This window comes from Nannocystis pusilla, assembly GCF_026626665.1.
GTDB lineage: Bacteria > Myxococcota_A > Polyangia > Nannocystales > Nannocystaceae > Nannocystis > Nannocystis pusilla.
Map to the genome: position 1 here is coordinate 6,533,034 of NZ_JAPNKE010000002.1, position 16,406 is coordinate 6,549,439.

The following is a 16,406-nucleotide window of genomic DNA, read 5'->3' on the forward strand; positions in this document are numbered from 1 at the left end:
GCGCAGGTCGCCCCGGTGCCTCGCGCGATCGTCTCGCCCGGCGTCGTCGCCGAGTCTTCGCTCGCATGTCTCTCAGGACATGTCTCCGAGGCCAGCCGATCGACCCGCCCCGCGCTCGCCGGCGGCGGTCAGCAGCCGGGCGATCCGCGCTCGCGCCGGTCCGCGCAACTCCCGTGGTCGTCGCCGCGGCCCGTCACGCGTCCTTCGCCGCCACGTGCGTGCGTCGCCACTGCCGGACCGCCACGTACACCAGCGTGTACGACAGCCCCGCGAGCGTCGGGATCGCCACCGCCGCGCCGAGGGCGAACGGCCCGAGCATCGACGTGAACAGGTCCCACCAGCCGGCGCCGTCGAGCGCCCGCAATTCGGCCCACGACGGCAGCGGGCGGCCCATCAGCGCCAGCCCGAGGTACAGCTCGCCGGCGTAGAACACCGCCCCGGTGACCGGGTTCACGACCGCGGTCCCGAGGTACGTCGCCGGGATGTTGAGCTTGAGCGGCGGCGCCAGGGCGAGGGCCAGCAGCATGCCCGCGAACGGGATCGGGATCAGCGACAGCCCGACCCCGAGGGCGAACCCTCCGGCCACTCCCTGCGGCGTGCCGTTGAGCGCCAGCAGCCCCGCGACCCAGGTGCGGACCCGCCCCATCACTTCGTCTCGTGCTTGTCGTTCTTCTCGAGCTCCGCGTTCGCGGCCCGGGCCCCGGCCTTGGCCGCGCCCTTGATCTCGCGGAACTCCTCCTTGCCCTTCTCGAGGGCCTCGCGCGCGCCCTGCTCGACCTTGTCGGCCCCGTGCTGGATGTGCCTGGCCGCGTCCTCGGCCCCTTCCTCGATCTTCTCGCCGGCCACCTTCGCCCCCGACTCGACCACGTCGACCGCCTTCTCGGCGCCCACGCGGACCTTCTCCCCGGCCGCCTTGGCCGCCCGGGCGGCGGCGTCGACCGCCTCCTTCGTCTCCTCGGCCGCGCGCTTGCTCGCCGCCGAGTCGCCGCAGCCGGCCAGAAGCCCCGAGAGCACGACCGCGAGCGCCTGAATTGTGTGTCCGCGCATGGATTTGTCCTCCGAAATCGGCCCCAAGCGTGATCGCGAACTCCGGTTCGGACAAGCACGCTTGCATATCTACTCAGGAGTAGATATGGTCGACGGCGATGGGTCGACCGGCAGCGGGGAGCAACACCACGGCCACGCCCGAGCGGTTGCTCGACGCCGCCGACGCCGTGTTCGCCCAGCACGGGTTCCGCGGCGCCCGGCTCGAGGACATCGCCGCCGCCGCGGGCATCCGGCGGCCGTCGCTCCTCTATCACTTCCCGTCGAAGGAGCTGCTCTACAACGCGGTGGTGCGGCGCACCTTCCAGCGCCTGGGCGCCGCGCTGACCGAGGCGATGCTGCAGCCCTCGAGCTTCTCCGACCGCTTCGACGCCATCATCGACACGTACACGAACTTCCTCGAGGAGCACCCGGAGCTGGCGCGGATCCTCGTGTGGGAGCTGCTCGACGGCCAGGGCCCCGGGCGCGTCGTCCTGCTCGAGCAGGTCGTGCCGCTGCTCGACCTGACCGAGCGGTTCGCCCGCATCGAGGGCCGCCGCCACATCCGCGCCGACCTGCCGGTGCGCGCGGCGATCTTGCAGATCGCCAGCGACCTCGTGCTGCGCACGTCGGCCCGCGAGTTCAAGCACGCCCTGTGGGGCGACCAGGTCCACGCGCGGGTCCTCGCCCGCGCGCTCTTCTTCTCGAACACCAGCGGAGAGTAACGATGCACGTCAAGGAGCTGCTCAATCAGGCCAGCGCGTACAACCCCAGCACGGTCTTACAGAAGGTGCTACGCAGCGGCAACGTCAAGGTGGCGCTGAACCTGCTGGGCCCGGCGATCCGCGGGCTCGTGCTCCACGGCGGGCGCAGCAGCACCAGCGAGATGCAGGCCAATCACAAGGCCCACTTCGACTGGACGTATCAGCGGACCCAGCCCGAGATGGCGCGCCTGTACGAGATCGCCAAGACCTCGCAGTGGAACGCGACCACCGACCTCGACTGGTCGATCGACGTCGACCCGTTCGACCCGCGCCGGGAATTGTTCCCCGAGCAATTGTCGCCGCTGCCGAGCATCCCCGCCTACCGCAAGCTCGACGTGCGCGGCCAGCAAGTCCAGCGCCACGCGCTGCTGGCGTGGATGCTGTCGCAGTTCCTGCACGGCGAGCAGGGCGCCCTGTTCGCCGCCTGCCAGGTCACCGAGGCCGTGCACTGGGTCGACGGCAAGCTGTACGGCAGCACCCAGGTGGTCGACGAGGGCCGCCACGTCGAGGTCTTCTACCGCTACCTCAACGACAAGCTCGGCAAGCTCTACACCGTCAACGACAACCTGTTCACCCTCATCGACGCGCTGATGACCGACGGCCGCTGGGACCTCAAGTTCCTCGGCATGCAGATCATGGTCGAGGGCCTGGCCCTGGCCGCGTTCGGCACCCTGCGCCAGACCAGCCGCGAGCCGCTGCTGCGCGAGCTGCTCAAGTACGTCATCACCGACGAGGCCCGCCACGTCCACTACGGCGTGCTGTCGCTGCGCGACTTCTATCATCAGCTGCCCGAGCCCGACCGCCGCGAGCGCGAGGACTGGGCCTTCGAGGTCGCGGTGCTGATGCGCAACCGCTTCCTCGCCCACGAGTTCTACGACGAGTTCTACGCCCACGCCATGACGCGCAAGCAGTGGGACGAGCTCATCCTCAGCTCGTCGTACATGCAGAACTTCCGCAAGACCATGTTCCGCCGGCTGGTCCCCAACCTCAAGCGCATCGGCCTGCTCACCGACCGCGTCCGCCCGCACTACGCCGCCCTCGGCCTGCTCGAGTGGGAGAACGAGCGCGCCGCCCCCGACATCACCGCCGGCGACCTGATCCGCGACTCCGACACCCCCGTCGCGCTCAACTGAGCACCTGTCCTGCGGGACATATCATATGTCCCGCAGGACACGTCGGTCAATCGAAGCAGACCTCGGCGGACGGCTGACAGTACTCGACCCAGGCCGCCGGGTCGGCGCACTCCGGCGTGAAGGCGATCAGGCACGCCTCGAAGAACTCGCGCGGCTTCAGCACGCAGTCGACGATCTCCGCGTAGCCGGGCGGCCGGGTCTGCGAGCGCCACTGCCAGCGCACGTCGTCGGTCCCCTGGCCGCGGGGGATCAGCCGGTGCAGCGCGCACGGCCCGTCGCACCGCGCCACCTCGATCACCCCGGTCGTCCGGTCGTACAGGGCAGCCAGCGCGCACATGCCCTCGGGGCCAGCCGCCTCGCAGCCGCCCATACAGTCCCAGCGCGAGCACAGCGGGTTGTCGAGGCACGCGAACAGCCCCTCCGCCACATACGGCCCGCCCCCCGCCGGCTCCTCGCTCGTCTCGTCCGCCGCGCTCGTCGTCGCGGGGCCTTCTGCACCCGTCGTCGACGTCGAGCCCTCGCTCGCGCTCTCCCCCGGCCGTTCGCCGCACCCGCTCCACAGCGCCAGGCCGACCAGAAAATGACGCCCCATGCTCCCACCATAGCCGCCGGCCGCCGGCCTCGCGCGTCGCGTCCGATCGCGGTACGAGCGTCGCGCGCATTCGCACGCGGGGCGCGCCGCGACGTCGCCGCCTGCTGCAGGCATCATGCGCCGGTGACCGCCCCCAGCTCCGCCAGATCGGTGCGACCCTGGTCCTCGTGCTGCCCGACTCGGGCCCCAGCATCGGCGCCGTCGACGACGCCATCCAGCTCATCGGCGACGCCTCCGCCGTCGACGCCGACACCGTCGTCGTCCCGGTCGCCCGCCTGCACCCCGACTTCCTGGTCCTGCGCACCCGCATGGCCGGCGAGTTCGCCCAGAAGTTCGTCACCTACCGCCGCCGCCTCGTCCTCCTCGGCGACCTCTCGCTCGCCCTCATCGACAGCGACGCCCTCCGCGACTACGTGCGCGAGGCCAACCGCGGCGACGACGTGTGGTTCTTCGCCGACTGGCCCGAGCTCGAGCGCCGCCTCGCCGGCGAGGCCGACTGAGCGGCCGACTGCCCACAATCCTCCGTGAACGGACGCCGGCGCGGGCCTTGATGCGCCGCGCGCCGTCGACGACCCGGGCTGAGCGGCCGACTGCCCACAATCCTCCGTGAACGGACGCCGGCGCGGGCCTTGATGCGCCGCCACCGACGACGACCCGGGCTGAGCGGCCGACTGCCCACAATCCTCCGTGAACGGACGCCGGCGCGGGCCTTGATGCGCCGCGCGCCGTCGACGACCCGGGCTGAGCGGCCGCGCCGCCGACTCCGCGCGCCTCGCTCGAGCGCGACGCGTGCGACGAAAGCACGCCGTCATCGGCCTCGATGCGTCGAGCCGCGCCATCCGCTCCGAGAGCCGAGCATTCTGCACCGGGTGGCAATCGACGCCGCCCCGCGCGGTGCCACGATTCGGCCCCGCTCGCACTCATGACATTCGCGGCCTGGCCGCATTCGTGGAGCCGCCGTTCCCCGCACGACACGCTCGACCGCGGCTCGGAGCCTCGCCGACGCCGCGCCCGCGGGCGGCCGCACGCGCAGGCTCGATCGCGTGCCCGCTGGCGCACGCGCGGCCACGCCCGCGGACAAGCCTCACGACCCGCCGAGCTGTCGCGCGTGATCTCGATCGCCGTCTCGTGATGCGATCGCAGCGTTGTCGCGGTCGGATCTCGAGACCACGAGTTTTGCCGCCTACGCGCGCCGGATCGGCGTCCGCGTGGCCCGGATCTGGTGCGGCTGTCTGGCCGTCCGGGAGCGTCGGTGGTGTCGTCGCTCGCGCCTTCCGCTCCGGACACGTCCGCGTCGTCGTCGTCGCTGGCAGCTTCGGTCTCGGCGGTGTCTTCGGCGCCGGTGGAATCCGCGTCGTTCGGGTCGGACCCGTGCTCGCCGTCAGCGTTGGATTCTTCGGAGTCAGCGTCGTCTTCGTCCTGTTCCGCCAATCACGGCCGCACGCACGCCATCGACGGGCCTCCCGGCGCCGCGCGAATCACCGCACTGCCCATCCCTCCCCGACCCCTCTCGTGTCGGCAATCGCCTCACATCCTGGCGATCCCAGCCATATCTTCCCGCGATTTTTGTCACGGCCGCAACGCGCCTCCTCCCGTCGCATCGCCCCGCGTCGTGCTCTAACCGCCTTGCATGAGCAGCGCCCTCCTCTCCCCGATTCGCCTGCGCAACGGCCTCGTCGCGCGCAACCGCGTCTGGCTCGCCCCGCTGACCAATCAGCAGAGCCACGAAGACGGCGTCCTCTCGACCGCCGAGCAGCGGTGGCTCGAGCGGCGGGCGGAGGGCGGCTTCGGCGTCGTCGAGACCTGCGCCGCGCACGTCTCGCAGGACGGCCAGGGCTTCGACGGTCAGCTCGGCGTGTGGGGCGATCACCAGCTCCCGCGCCTGCGCGAGCTCGCCGCCGCGATCGCCCGGGCCGGCGCGCTCGGCCTCGTCCAGCTCTATCACGGCGGCGTGCGCTCGCCCTCGCGGCTGACCGGCCGGCAGCCGTGGAGCGCCAGCAGCTTCACCGAGGCGGGGCGGCCCGAATTCGAGGTCCCGCGCGCCGCCGAGGTGTCCGACATCGAGGCCGCGATCGACGCCTTCGAACAGGCCGCCCGTCGCACCGCCGCCGCCGGCTTCCACGGCGTCGAGCTCCACGGCGCCCACGGCTACCTCCTCGGTCAATTCCTCAGCCGCACCATGAATCAGCGCACCGACGAATGGGGCGGCAGCTTCGCCGATCGCGCTCGCCTCATTCGCACCGTCGCTCGTCGGGTCCGCGCCGCCACCCCGGGGGATTTCCTCGTCGGTGCGCGGATCTCCCCCGAAGATTTCGGCTACGCCCGCGGCCTCGACCTCGACGAATCATTGCAGCTCGCCGCCTGGCTCGCCGAGGACGGCGTCGATTTCCTCCACGTCTCGCTGTGGGACAGCAAGAAGAACACCGCCAAGCGCCCCGACCAGCACCCTGTCCCGCTGTTCCGCGCGGCCCTGCCGAAAGACGTCCCGCTCGTCGTCGCCGGCGACATCTGGACCCGCGCCGAGGCCGAGGCCGAGCTCGAGCGCGGCGCCGACTTCGTCGCGCTCGGCAAGGTTGCGATCTTGAACCCCGACTGGCCGCAGCGCGCCGCCGACCCGTCGTACCAGCCCGAGCGCGGCCCGCTGACTCCCGCCCAGCTGCACGACCTGGCGATCAGCGACGCCTTCGTCGACTACCTGCGCCGCTTCAAGACCATCGTGCGCGACGCGTGACCTCTCGGGTCGCGCGCGTCGGTTTCTCCGCATCCGCGGGCGCAGGCCCGCCGGCGCTTCCATCTCCGGCATCGCGGCGAACCGTCACCGGGTCCGTCGCGCTCCGGCGTGACCATGCCGCGTCGGCGCCCGCCACGACGACCATCCATTCGCCGAATAACCCGCGGCGCGCCTCGTCGACGGACCGGCATGATGGTGCATCGAAGTGTGTATCGCGGACTCATGGCATGGACCTTGATGTGTGTCGGCGCGTGCGGCGACGACGGCGGCAGCGACCCGACCACGGAGGTCAGCGGATCGAGCCCGAGTGCCCGCGCACCCGCCACGACTACGGCGAGGAGGAAGTCTATTTCCTGGAGGGGCCCGGCCGCTTCTACGTCGGCTTCGCGTGCTTCCCCGACGCGTGAGCAGCGCCCCTCGGCACGCCGCAATTGTCGGGCCCGCGAGGCGCACTATCTCTCGTGACCGCCGAGGTGGGCCGCATCATCCCTGTCCGGTCGCCTCGCACCTGCGTCGACGCACGCGCGCCGCAAACCGCGTTCGCCTCGCAACTCGCCGATCGCTCTGCTATCCCCTCTCCTGGCTCGCGTTGCTCCGGGCCGCCTGCTTTGAGGCGCTTCCTCTGTTTTGCGCCGCGCGCCCATCCACCCCTATGGCCGACTCGTCGCGTATCCTCCTCACCTCCTCGTTATTGTTGTCGATGCAGGTGATGGCCTGCTCCGAGCCCGTCGCCGGCAGCGAGGGCGAGCCGACCCCCAGCGGCACCAGCACCGGCGACACCGACGACACGACCACCACCACCGGCGACGCGCCCACCGGCACCAGCGGCGTGACCACGGGCCCCGGCGAGGCGACCGCGACGACGACCGGCGGCACCTCGACCACCGGCGAGGACGTCATGCCCGAGCCCGAGGTGTGGGACGGCGAGAAGCTGCCGTGGGAGGAATTCGGCCGCTGGAGCTGGGTCCCCTTCCCCGACTCGCAGTGTCGCGACGGCAGCAGCACGGGGATCTGGCTGCGCTACGGCAAGGGCCCGGGCCTCGCCATCTTCTTCGAGGGCGGCGGCGCCTGCTTCAACGCCCTGACCTGCGCCAACAACGACGCGAGCTTCGACCACACCTGGGCGTTCGGGTGGGACGGCATGGGGCTCTTCGACGCCGAATGGACCGACAACCCGATCCACGACTGGAACATCGTCTACGTCCCCTACTGCACCGGCGACGTGCACGCCGGCAATCGCACCGACGTCGAGGTCCCCGGCGTCGAGGGTGTGCAGAAGTTCGTCGGCTACCGCAACGTCACCGCCTACCTCGACCGCATCGTCCCGACCTTCGAGGCCGCGCCCAACGTGCTCGTCACCGGCGTGAGCGCCGGGGGCTTCGGCGCCGGCATCCATTACGACCGGATCGCCCGCGCCTTCCCCGACGCGCGCGTCACCCTGCTCGACGACTCCGGCCCGCCGCTCGCCAACGACGTGCTCGCGCCGTGCCTGCAGCAGCAGTGGAACGACCTGTGGGGCCTCGAGGACGCCCTGCCGGCGGACTGCGACGACTGCTTCCCCAGCGCCGGCGGCGGCCTCGTCAACCTCGCCCGCTACCTCGGCGAGAAGCACCCGAAGCAGCACCTCGGCCTCGTCTCCTCCACGCAGGACGTGACGATCCGCTTCTTCTTCGGCTACGGCGAGGACGAGTGCATGCCGAAGACCATCAACGTCCCCGCCGGCGAGTTCGAGGCCGGCCTCGTCGACCTGCGCGACCACTACGTCGCCGAGCCCGCCGGCGTGTGGAGCACCTACTTCGTCGGCGGCAGCGGCGACCACGTGTGGACGGTCGGCACCCCCTTCTCCAACACCTACGTCCAGGGCGTCCGCTTCGTCGACTGGTTCGCCGACCTCCTCGCCGGCGAGGCCGGTCACGTCGGCCCGTGACCGCGTGCCCCATCGGACATGCTCGATCGGACATGCCCGAAGGATCACCCCCTGTAGGCGACTTCTCCACCCCTCGGTGACCGTCCGACCGCTCCCGCCGCGGCCGCGACGTCGCACCTGACCCGCGCGGCGCGGCGGAGTCGCCGCCGGCTCGCGAGAATCGCCTGAGCCCTGTCGGATGGCCGGGCGCATCTGCTACAGCAGGGCGATGATCGACCTCTACACCGCAGCCACGCCCAACGGGCACAAGGTCTCGATCGCGCTCGAGGAGATGGCCCTCCCTTACGAGGTCCACGCGCTCTCGCTCACCCGCGGCGACCAGAAGCAGCCGGAGTTCCTCGCCATCAACCCCAACGGCCGGATCCCCGCGATCGTCGACCGCGACGCCGGCGGCTTCGCGGTGTTCGAGTCGGGCGCGATCCTCATCTACCTGGCCGAGAAGACAGGTCAGTTCCTGCCCGCCGACGTGCGCGCGCAGCCGCGTGATCCAGTGGCTCATGTTCCAGATGGGCGGCGTCGGCCCGATGATGGGCCAGGCCAACGTCTTCTTCCGCTACGCGCCGGAGAAGATCCCCTACGCCATCGGCCGCTACCAGCGCGAGGTCCGGCGCCTGTTCGAGGTGCTCGACAAGCGGCTCGGCGAGGCCGAGTACCTCGGCGGCGACTACTCGATCGCCGACATGGCGACCTGGCCGTGGGTCCGCGGCCACGACTGGGCCGGCGTCGGCGTCGACGGCCTGGACAACCTCCAGCGCTGGCTCCGCGACATCGGCGAGCGCCCCGCCGTGCTCCGCGGCCGCAACGTCCCGCCCTCCGAGCCGCAGCCGACCGACGACAAGCTGAAGGACATCCGCGACAAGCTGCTCGTGTGAGCGCCTCCTATGGCCTTTCGGACATGTTCATGAAAACATGTCCGAAGCGCCACCTCAAGCCAACCCGTACAGCGCGTCGACCAGCGCGTCGAGGGCCGGCGCGACCGAGGCGTCGCCGGCGGTCCAGCGGTCGACCAGCCCGACGATCTCCGCCGCGACCGCGCGGTCCCACTCGTACGGCGCCGGGATCGGCAGCCCGCGCAGCTGGCGGGGCCCGATCCGCAGGTACCCGCGGGCCAGGCGGTCGCCGCCGTGGACGTGCTGATAATAGTCGTCCAGCGCGCGACTGTGAAGGATCGCCGCCAGCACCCGCAGGTCGGCCGGCCACCAGCAGATCGTCGTCGACTTGCCGGCCAGGACCTCGCCGCGGGCGTCGATCGTCGCCTCGAGCGAGCGCGTCATCCCGGCCACGATCAGCTTCGGCGTGCGCGCCTGGGCCAGGCGGCGCGGCGGCAGCCGCTCGGGCGCCGCGATCACCGGGCGGAGGAAGCTGCGTCCGAGGTAGCGCAGCGGCGTCTTGCCCCACAGCTCGGCGCAGCGGTCGATGGTCCCGCTGTTGACCACGCGCAGGCCGACCTCGCCCTCGACGATGAGCTCGGCGATCGCGTAGGCCTCGGCGACCGTGGCCGCGCCCCACACCTGGGCCAGCTCGCCGAGCGGCTGGCCGACCGCGCGCATGTGGGCCACGCAGGCCGCGTCGCCGCGCCCGGAGATCGGCCACGGCCCCTCGGACAGACCTGTCCCCAAGGACATCTCCTCACCGTCGCCGGCTCCGCGCGCCAGCGTCGGCGGCGGCGCCTCGCCGGCCCCGCGGCGGGCCACGAACGCCAGCGGATAGACCCCGGCGGCGAACGGCGGCGCCTCGCTGAGGTCGTACAGCGCCAGCACCCGGGCCTCGCGCGTGAGCAGCCGGCGGGCCGCCGCCGCGTAGTCGGCCGAGGCCAGCTTGTTCGGCACCACCAGCGCCAGGTGCCCGCCCGGCGCGCACAGCCGCAGGCCGAGCTCGATGAACACGCAGAACAGGTCCCAGTTGCCGCGCGCCGCCTCGAAGCGGCCGGCGCAGTGGCGGCGCAGCGCCGCGTGGTGGCGCGTCATCGCCTCGGCGTCGACGTAGGGCGGATTGCCGAGCACCGCGTCGAAGCCTTCGGCCGCCGCCGGGAACTCGGCCGCCCACACGAACGGCGGGCCCGCCTCGGCCGGCGCGTCGGCCCCTAGCAGCGCGTTGCCCACCTTGATGTTCTCGGACATGTCCTCGGGGACAGCCTCGGCCAGCTCGGCCACCGCCGCGCGCGCCAGCAGGGCCGCCGCCGGATCGACGTCGACCCCGAAGATCGACGCGCGCAGCAGCGCCAGCCGCTCCTCGGCCCCCCACGCCGCACCTGTCTCTCGGGCCATCTGCTCGCCGCGGCCCAGCAGCGCCCGCGCCGCCGCGATCAGGAACGCCCCCGCGCCGCACGCCGGGTCGACCACTCGCACCGTCGCCGTCGTCGGCGCGGCCGCCAGCGCCCGTCCGAGCGCGTCGCCCACCAGCCGATCCACCAGCGGCGCCGGCGTGTAGAACACCCCGTCGCGCTTGCGCCGGGCCGGGTCCAGGCCGCGCTCGTGCGCCCGCGCGGCCTCGTTCATGCCGGCGATCCCGGGCGCGTGACCGCCAGCAGCACCAGCGCGGCCGCCAGCGCCAGGCCGGCGCCGATCGAGAACGCCGCCTGGGGCCCGAGCGCCGCCCAGAACACCCCGAACAGCAGGCTCGCCGGCAGCGCCGCCAGGCCGACCGCCGCGTGGTAGAGCCCGAACGCCGCGCCCCGCTGCGCGCTCGGCGTGAGGTCGGCGACCAGCGCCTTGGCTGCCCCTTCGGTCAGGCCGAAGTACAGCCCGTAGACCAGCAAGAGCCCCCACAATTGCCAGGCCGCGTCGGCGTGCGCGAGCCCGAGGTAGACCAGCGCGTACAGGCTCCAGCCGCCGAGGATCGCCGCGCGGCGCCCGATCCGGTCGGCCAGCAGCCCCCCGGCACGCTGCTCGCCATCTTCGCCAGGTGCAGCGCCACCCACAGCGCGATCAGCTGCCCGAGCCCGTGGCCGAACCGCTCGTGCGCGTAGAGCAGCAGGAACAGGTCGCTGCTGTTGCCGAGGGCGAACAGCGCCGCCGCGGCCACGAACCCGTACAGGCGGCGCGGCAGCCCCTCCGCGCCCGCCCCCGGCCCGCTCGTCGGCGCCGCCGCCGGCACGATCTCGCGCACCGCGAACACGATCACCGCCACCGCCAGGAGCCCCGGCACCAGCGCCGCCGCGAACACGATCCGCAGCGCCGCCAGCTCCTCCTCCGCCGGGATCGCCGCGTCGCCGCGCCAGAACCCGTAGCCGAGCAGCACATGCAGCAGCGCCAGCGCCAGCAGCGGCCCCAGCACCGCGCCGGCGTGGTCCATCGCCCGGTGGAACGAGAACGCCAGCCCGCGCCGCGCGGCCGGCACCGCGTCGGCGATCAGCGCGTCGCGGGGGCTGGTGCGGACGCCCTTGCCGACGCGATCGACGAACTTCAGGGCGATCGCGTGGCCGCCGGTGGTCGCCAGCGAGAACAGCGGGCGCGCCAGCGTCGACAGCCCGTAGCCGGCCACGATCAGCGCCTTGCGCTTGCCGAGCCGGTCGCTGACGCGGCCCGACACCAGCTTGAGCAGGCTCGCGGTCGCCTCGGCGAGGCCCTCCATCAGCCCCAGCGTCACCGCCGCCGTGTCGGCCGGCACCAGCCCGGCCACGAACACCGGCAGGAGCGGACTTATCATCTCGCTCGACAGGTCCGTGAGCAGGCTGACCACCCCGACCGCGAGCACGTTGCCGCGGACCACCGCGCCCCATCCGGGCGGGGGCGCGGGCGACCTGGGGTCTTCGCTCACCCGGCCAGTTTACCCACGCCCGCCCGACTGTGCTACCACTCCCGCGCGGCCGCTCGCTCGCACATGCCCGGAGAGACATGTCCCAACATACAGCCCCGTCCGAACGCCTCGCGCCGGTGATCGCCCCCTCGCTGCTCAGCGCCGACTTCTCCCGCCTGGGCGAGGAGGTCGTCGCGCTCGACCGGGCCGGGGCCGACTGGATGCACGTCGACGTGATGGACGGCCGGTTCGTCCCCAACATCACGATCGGCCCGCTGGTGGTTCAGGCCCTGCGCCCGCACACCTCGCGCGTGCTCGACTGTCACTTGATGATCGAGGAGCCCGAGCGCTACGTCGAGGCCTTCGCCGACGCCGGCGCCGACATCATCACCGTCCACGTCGAGGCCTGCCGCCACCTGCACCGCAACTTGCAGCAGATCCGGAGCCTCTCGCGCAAGGCGGGCGGGCGGGTGCTGGCGGGCGTCAGCCTGAACCCGCACACCCCCGTGTCGTCGCTGGTCCACGTGCTCGACCTGTGCGACGTCGTCCTCGTGATGAGCGTCAACCCCGGCTTCGGCGGCCAGCAGTTCATCCCGGCCGTGCGGCCGAAGATCCGCGAGCTGCGGGCCATGATCGCCGCCGCCCGCCTGCCGACCCGCATCGAGGTCGACGGCGGCGTCACGGTCGACACCATCGCCGACATCGCGGCCGACGGGGCCGACGCCTTCGTGTCCGGCACGGGCGTCCTGCGCAGCCCGCAGTTCGGCCGCGACTACGCGGCCGCCATCGCGGCCCTTCGGGGAACCGCCGATGCCGCCATGATCTGGCGCACCTGACCGGCCGTCCCGTCGCTGCCGGAGAAGTTGGCTGAAAGCCCAATCGGTGTCACAAACGAGCGCGCCGATTCCGCCATGCCGTCGCTCGTTCGTCTCCCCTCGTTCGTCGCGTTCGCCCTCGTCCTCGCAGCCGCCGGCGACGTCGCAGCCCAGTCGCCCACGCCTGCGCCGGCCCAACCTGCGCCCGCCGAGGAGAGCGAGCCGGCCGCCGAACCTGCGCCCGCTCCCCGCCGCCGGCCGGCACCGCCGCCTCGACGGCGAAGACGACCGGCACCGTGGGCGCCCAGGCCCCGGCCAGCAGCGGCGCCGGCAACCTCGACGACACCAAGTTCGCGACCTCCGGCACCAGCGAGCCGATGGACGCGACCGAGGCGGAGATCTCGGCGGGCGGCCTGTTCACCTCGGGCAACGCCCGCTCGGCCGCGCTGACCGGCGGCGGCCGGTTCCGGATCCGCCGCAAGATCCACGAGTTCCAGGCGCAGCTGCTCGGCAACTACGCGCAGGCGGCGATCCGCCAGCCCGACGGCGCGCGCACCGGCCAGCTGACCGCCGGCAACGTCCAGGGCCGGGTCCGCTACGACGTCTATTTCCACCCGCGGGTCACGTTCTTCACCATGTTGACCGCCCGCTTCGACCCGTTCCTCGGGCTCAACATGCGCATGCGCGTCGACCCGGGCTTCGCGTTCTACATGGTCAACCAGCCCAAGCACCGCCTGTGGGCCGAGGTCGGCTACGACTTCCTGTACGACCAGCGGCGGGTCCGTCGCGGCGCCGACAACTCGCAGTGCCCGGCCGGCACCAGCCTGGTGCTCGACGTGCCGAACACGACCTCGGCGATGCCGACCTGCGCCGCCCGCCCGAGCGTCGCCACCCACTCGGGCCGCGTCTTCCTCGGCTACAGCAACCTGCTGTCCGAGTACGTGACCTTCACCACCGGCATCGAGTACATCCAGGCGTTCGCGCCGTTCCGCTCGAACCCGGTCGAGACCGACGGCGGCAAGGCGCGCAGCAAGTCGTGGGTGAACTGGGACATCGCCCTCACCACCGCCCTCGGCAAGCGCTTCGCCTTCGCCACCAGCTTCACCCTGCGCTACGACAACGCCCCGCTGCCGGGCATCAAGAAGCTCGACACGATCACCTCGTTCAGCCTGGTGTTCAAGTTCATCTGAGCCGGGACGGACGACAGGGGCACTTCGCCACCGAGGGCAGTCCGTCCGCGAATCACATCGACCCGCGGCGAAGCGGATAGGCCGCCCGGAACGCACCGCCGCACTCGCAAGCGAACAGGTTGCGGAGCCTGTGCTCGCCATTCGCGAAATAGGTGAGGTTGATGCCGATACCGACGCCCTCCGCCCTGGCCCACCACAGGAGCTCCTGGTGGCCGTCGCCGTCGAGGTCGGTCGCGCCGACGAGCTCGTACCCGCTCCACTCCAGCGGTGAAGCGCCGAACAAGCTCACGGGCTTCCCTTGCGACATGGCGACCAGCACCTGATGACCCGCGAGATCGGGCGCGGACTCGCCGACCTGAAAGAGGGCGACGGTGTCCGCTCCGCCGCCGAACTCGCCGTGAACCTCGCCCTTTGCGACGAGCGGCAGGTCGCCGGCCTCCAGCTCGCCGTGGGCGGCCGCCGCCGCGCTCGCCACCGCACCCGCGGCCGCGCGCGTCAGCCTCGTCGGCCCTGCCGTCCGGAGCGCGACCAGGCGCGGGTTCGCGGCGCGAGGAGGCTCGTTCAGGACCAGCTCGGGCATCGAGGCCGGCGGATACCGGGCTTCGGGGCGGACGAGCTCGGGCGCGAGAAAGCGACCCTCTCGCTCGCGTGCTCGCACGGACCATCGCTCCACGCCGTCAGGGCCGATCACATACACCGGCTGTCCGTCGGGTACGCACGAGGTCGCTCCGTCGAGGTCGGAGCGCACCCACGGCGCGGTCGAGTCGCACAGCAGGATCAGCTCGTCTTGCGCGAGGCTCGAGTCGAACCACGCGACGGCGACCCCGCGGACCGGGTCCGCCTCGGCCTGGGACGCGGCGCCTACATCGAGGCCGGACCCTTGACCCTCGGGGACCTCGTCGGCGCCGCGCTCCGCGAGCGCGGGCGTCGGTCTCTCGGTCCGCTCGGGCGGGAGTTCGACCACGTCTCCCGCGGTCCCCGGAATGGCCTGGCCCTGGCGTGTGCTCTCGTCTCGACAAGCGCTCGTCGCTACGAGGATTGCGAGGAACCAGGTGCGCATGAGGCAGGCGCTCGAGGCTTCCGAGCATAGCGCGAACGCCGACCGGGCGCGACCAGTCGGCGATCATGTCTCGGGCCGGAGGTAGATCTGCCAAACGCGGCTGCTGGCCTTGAAGTCGTTGGGCCGGAACTCCTTCAGAGTGGCCTCGAGCTCGCCACCCGGGCTTCGCCCTCGCAGAGCGTCTCATATCCCGCATCGGGGACTCGGCCATCAGTCGCTGTCGGGAACAGCGAGGTCACCAAGGCGGCGCAGAGGAATCGCCGCAGAACGCTTTGCGGCTGCGGCGACATCCCCCGCGAGCGGACCTGTCCTTCAGGCCACCCGCTTCACTCGGGCACCTCGCACCCCGCCTCGGCCTCGGGCGCGGCGCAGGTCTGGTCCTCGCCGCACTGCAGATGGCCGATGCACTGGACGTAGCCCGAGTCCGGGCCGCAGCCCTCGCCCTCGCTGCCGCGGCGGACGCAGACCTGCGCCCCCGCGTTCGGCTGGCACTCCGCGTAGGGCAGGCACTCCCAGTCGGCGCAGGCCTCGCCGGGCCCGGGCTTCTTGGCGCACCGGTTCGACGCGTCGCAGTAGTTGTCGAAGCGCGCGCACGGCGGGTAGTTGAAGGCCATGCAGCTCTCGCCCTCGTTCGGCAGCGCCCGGCAGGTGCTCCGGTCGTCGCGGTCGCGATAGCACCGCAGCCCCTCGGCGCAGCTCTCGCCCGAGGAGCAGTCGCCCCCGCTCGCGACCAGCTCCTTGCACGTGAAGTTCTGGAAGTCGCAGAACAGCCCCTCCGCGCACGCGCCGGTGTTGTCGGAGCAGCTCTCGCCGACCCCGCGGCGCGCCGTGCAGACCGTGAACAAAAACGTGTTCGGGTCGCGGGCGCAGAAGGCGTCGTCGTCGCAGTCGGAGCCGTTGCAGGGGTCACCGATCTCGGGCCCGGCCCCCGTGTTCAGCACCCGGCACGCGCCGGCGCAGCACGTGCCCTCCTCGCAGCCGCCCGGCGGGAACCCGCACACCGCATCGCCGGCGCATTCCTCCGAGTTGAGGCACGGGTCGTAGTTGCGGACCTTGCCGACGAACACGTCGCGGCACACCTCCGGCCCCGCCGTCGGCCCGACGCTGAACAGCACCCGATCGAGCAGGTCGCCCTCGCACGCCAGCGCGCTCACCTGCTCGAGGCAGGCCTCGGCCGCCTCGGCGTCGAACGCCACCCGGTCGGCCTCCAGCGCCCTCAGGAGGTACTGGAAGCGCCCGTGCGAGTCCCACACCAGCGCGTCGCGGCACTGCCCGCGCGACTGGAACACCGAGCAGCCGGTCGACCAGGCGCACAGCGCCTCCTCGTACTCGCCGGCGAAGTTCTCGGGCGTCGCCGGCTGGGCGCACCGCCGCCGCAGCGAACCTAGCACCAACCCGGGGATCGTCTTCCTCATATCAATGTCCTCCAAGAC

The 16,406-nt window shown here is 72.1% G+C and carries 16 protein-coding genes and 1 pseudogene; 9 read left to right on the forward strand and 8 right to left on the reverse strand.

Features of this window, described 5'->3' with window-relative positions:
- Nucleotides 1–193 precede the first annotated feature (193 nt).
- A complete protein-coding gene (locus OV079_RS28840; RefSeq protein WP_267772169.1) occupies nt 194–646 on the reverse strand; it encodes a DUF2062 domain-containing protein in 453 nt (150 codons plus the stop codon).
- Nucleotides 646–1,047 carry a hypothetical protein gene (locus OV079_RS28845; protein ID WP_267772170.1) on the reverse strand — a complete coding sequence of 134 codons (402 nt, stop codon included), beginning with the start codon at nt 1,045–1,047 and terminating at the stop codon, nt 646–648. Before OV079_RS28845 ends, OV079_RS28840 begins: the two co-directional genes overlap by 1 nt.
- Nucleotides 1,048–1,145: 98 nt before the next feature.
- Between OV079_RS28845 and OV079_RS28850 the strand changes: the two genes are divergently transcribed.
- Together OV079_RS28850 and OV079_RS28855 are read left to right on the forward strand one after the other, a co-directional pair.
- Entirely contained in the window at nt 1,146–1,748 is a 603-nt protein-coding gene (locus OV079_RS28850) for a TetR/AcrR family transcriptional regulator (protein WP_267772171.1), read from the forward strand.
- 2 nt (nt 1,749–1,750) lie between these two features.
- Nucleotides 1,751–2,920 carry a ferritin-like domain-containing protein gene (locus OV079_RS28855; protein ID WP_267772172.1) on the forward strand — a complete coding sequence of 390 codons (1,170 nt, stop codon included), beginning with the start codon at nt 1,751–1,753 and terminating at the stop codon, nt 2,918–2,920.
- Nucleotides 2,921–2,966: 46 nt separating this feature from the next.
- Here OV079_RS28855 and OV079_RS28860 read toward each other — a convergent pair whose 3' ends face one another.
- Complete coding sequence (locus tag OV079_RS28860; RefSeq protein WP_267772173.1) at nt 2,967–3,512, reverse strand: hypothetical protein; 546 nt, start codon at nt 3,510–3,512, stop codon at nt 2,967–2,969.
- A 167-nt stretch (nt 3,513–3,679) separates the two neighbouring features.
- On the opposite strand from OV079_RS28860, the gene OV079_RS28865 reads away from it, so the two are divergent.
- The 5 genes and pseudogenes from OV079_RS28865 to OV079_RS58790 all read left to right on the forward strand — a co-directional run bounded on the left by OV079_RS28865 (nt 3,680) and on the right by OV079_RS58790 (nt 9,042).
- Entirely contained in the window at nt 3,680–4,012 is a 333-nt protein-coding gene (locus OV079_RS28865) for a DUF4180 domain-containing protein (protein WP_267772174.1), read from the forward strand.
- Nucleotides 4,013–5,142: 1,130 nt separating this feature from the next.
- Nucleotides 5,143–6,243, forward strand: coding sequence for an NADH:flavin oxidoreductase (locus tag OV079_RS28870; protein ID WP_267772175.1), 1,101 nt, complete (start codon nt 5,143–5,145; stop codon nt 6,241–6,243).
- 251 nt (nt 6,244–6,494) lie between these two features.
- A complete protein-coding gene (locus OV079_RS28875; RefSeq protein WP_267772176.1) occupies nt 6,495–6,650 on the forward strand; it encodes a hypothetical protein in 156 nt (51 codons plus the stop codon).
- Nucleotides 6,651–6,895: 245 nt separating this feature from the next.
- Nucleotides 6,896–8,170, forward strand: coding sequence for a pectin acetylesterase-family hydrolase (locus OV079_RS28880; RefSeq protein WP_267772177.1), 1,275 nt, complete (start codon nt 6,896–6,898; stop codon nt 8,168–8,170).
- 208 nt (nt 8,171–8,378) lie between these two features.
- Nucleotides 8,379–9,042: pseudogene (locus OV079_RS58790) on the forward strand (glutathione S-transferase N-terminal domain-containing protein).
- 54 nt (nt 9,043–9,096) lie between these two features.
- Here OV079_RS58790 and OV079_RS28890 read toward each other — a convergent pair.
- The 3 genes from OV079_RS28890 to OV079_RS28900 are packed head-to-tail and all read right to left on the reverse strand — an operon-like array spanning nt 9,097 to nt 11,929.
- On the reverse strand, nt 9,097–10,668 hold the full coding sequence (locus OV079_RS28890) for an Eco57I restriction-modification methylase domain-containing protein (protein ID WP_267772178.1): 1,572 nt from the start codon (nt 10,666–10,668) through the stop codon (nt 9,097–9,099).
- The gene (locus OV079_RS28895; protein WP_267778667.1) at nt 10,665–11,009 is read right to left on the reverse strand and encodes an MFS transporter; all 345 of its coding nucleotides are present in this window, start codon (nt 11,007–11,009) and stop codon (nt 10,665–10,667) included. The genes OV079_RS28890 and OV079_RS28895 overlap by 4 nt, the downstream gene beginning before the upstream one ends.
- Nucleotides 10,898–11,929: an MFS transporter gene (locus tag OV079_RS28900; RefSeq protein ID WP_267772179.1), complete on the reverse strand. Its 1,032-nt coding sequence runs from the start codon at nt 11,927–11,929 to the stop codon at nt 10,898–10,900. Before OV079_RS28900 ends, OV079_RS28895 begins: the two co-directional genes overlap by 112 nt.
- 77 nt (nt 11,930–12,006) lie before the next feature.
- On the opposite strand from OV079_RS28900, the gene rpe reads away from it, so the two are divergent.
- Both rpe and OV079_RS28910 read left to right on the forward strand, forming a co-directional pair.
- Nucleotides 12,007–12,744, forward strand: a complete 738-nt coding sequence (gene rpe, locus OV079_RS28905) for a ribulose-phosphate 3-epimerase (RefSeq protein WP_267772180.1) — start codon at nt 12,007–12,009, stop codon at nt 12,742–12,744.
- A 275-nt stretch (nt 12,745–13,019) separates the two neighbouring features.
- Nucleotides 13,020–13,913 carry a DUF481 domain-containing protein gene (locus tag OV079_RS28910; RefSeq protein WP_267772181.1) on the forward strand — a complete coding sequence of 298 codons (894 nt, stop codon included), beginning with the start codon at nt 13,020–13,022 and terminating at the stop codon, nt 13,911–13,913.
- A 52-nt stretch (nt 13,914–13,965) separates the two neighbouring features.
- Here OV079_RS28910 and OV079_RS28915 read toward each other — a convergent pair whose 3' ends face one another.
- Nucleotides 13,966–14,877, reverse strand: coding sequence for a hypothetical protein (locus tag OV079_RS28915; RefSeq protein WP_267772182.1), 912 nt, complete (start codon nt 14,875–14,877; stop codon nt 13,966–13,968).
- 422 nt (nt 14,878–15,299) lie between these two features.
- Nucleotides 15,300–16,388: a hypothetical protein gene (locus OV079_RS28920; RefSeq protein ID WP_267772183.1), complete on the reverse strand. Its 1,089-nt coding sequence runs from the start codon at nt 16,386–16,388 to the stop codon at nt 15,300–15,302.
- Between the last annotated feature and the right edge of the window lie 18 nt (nt 16,389–16,406).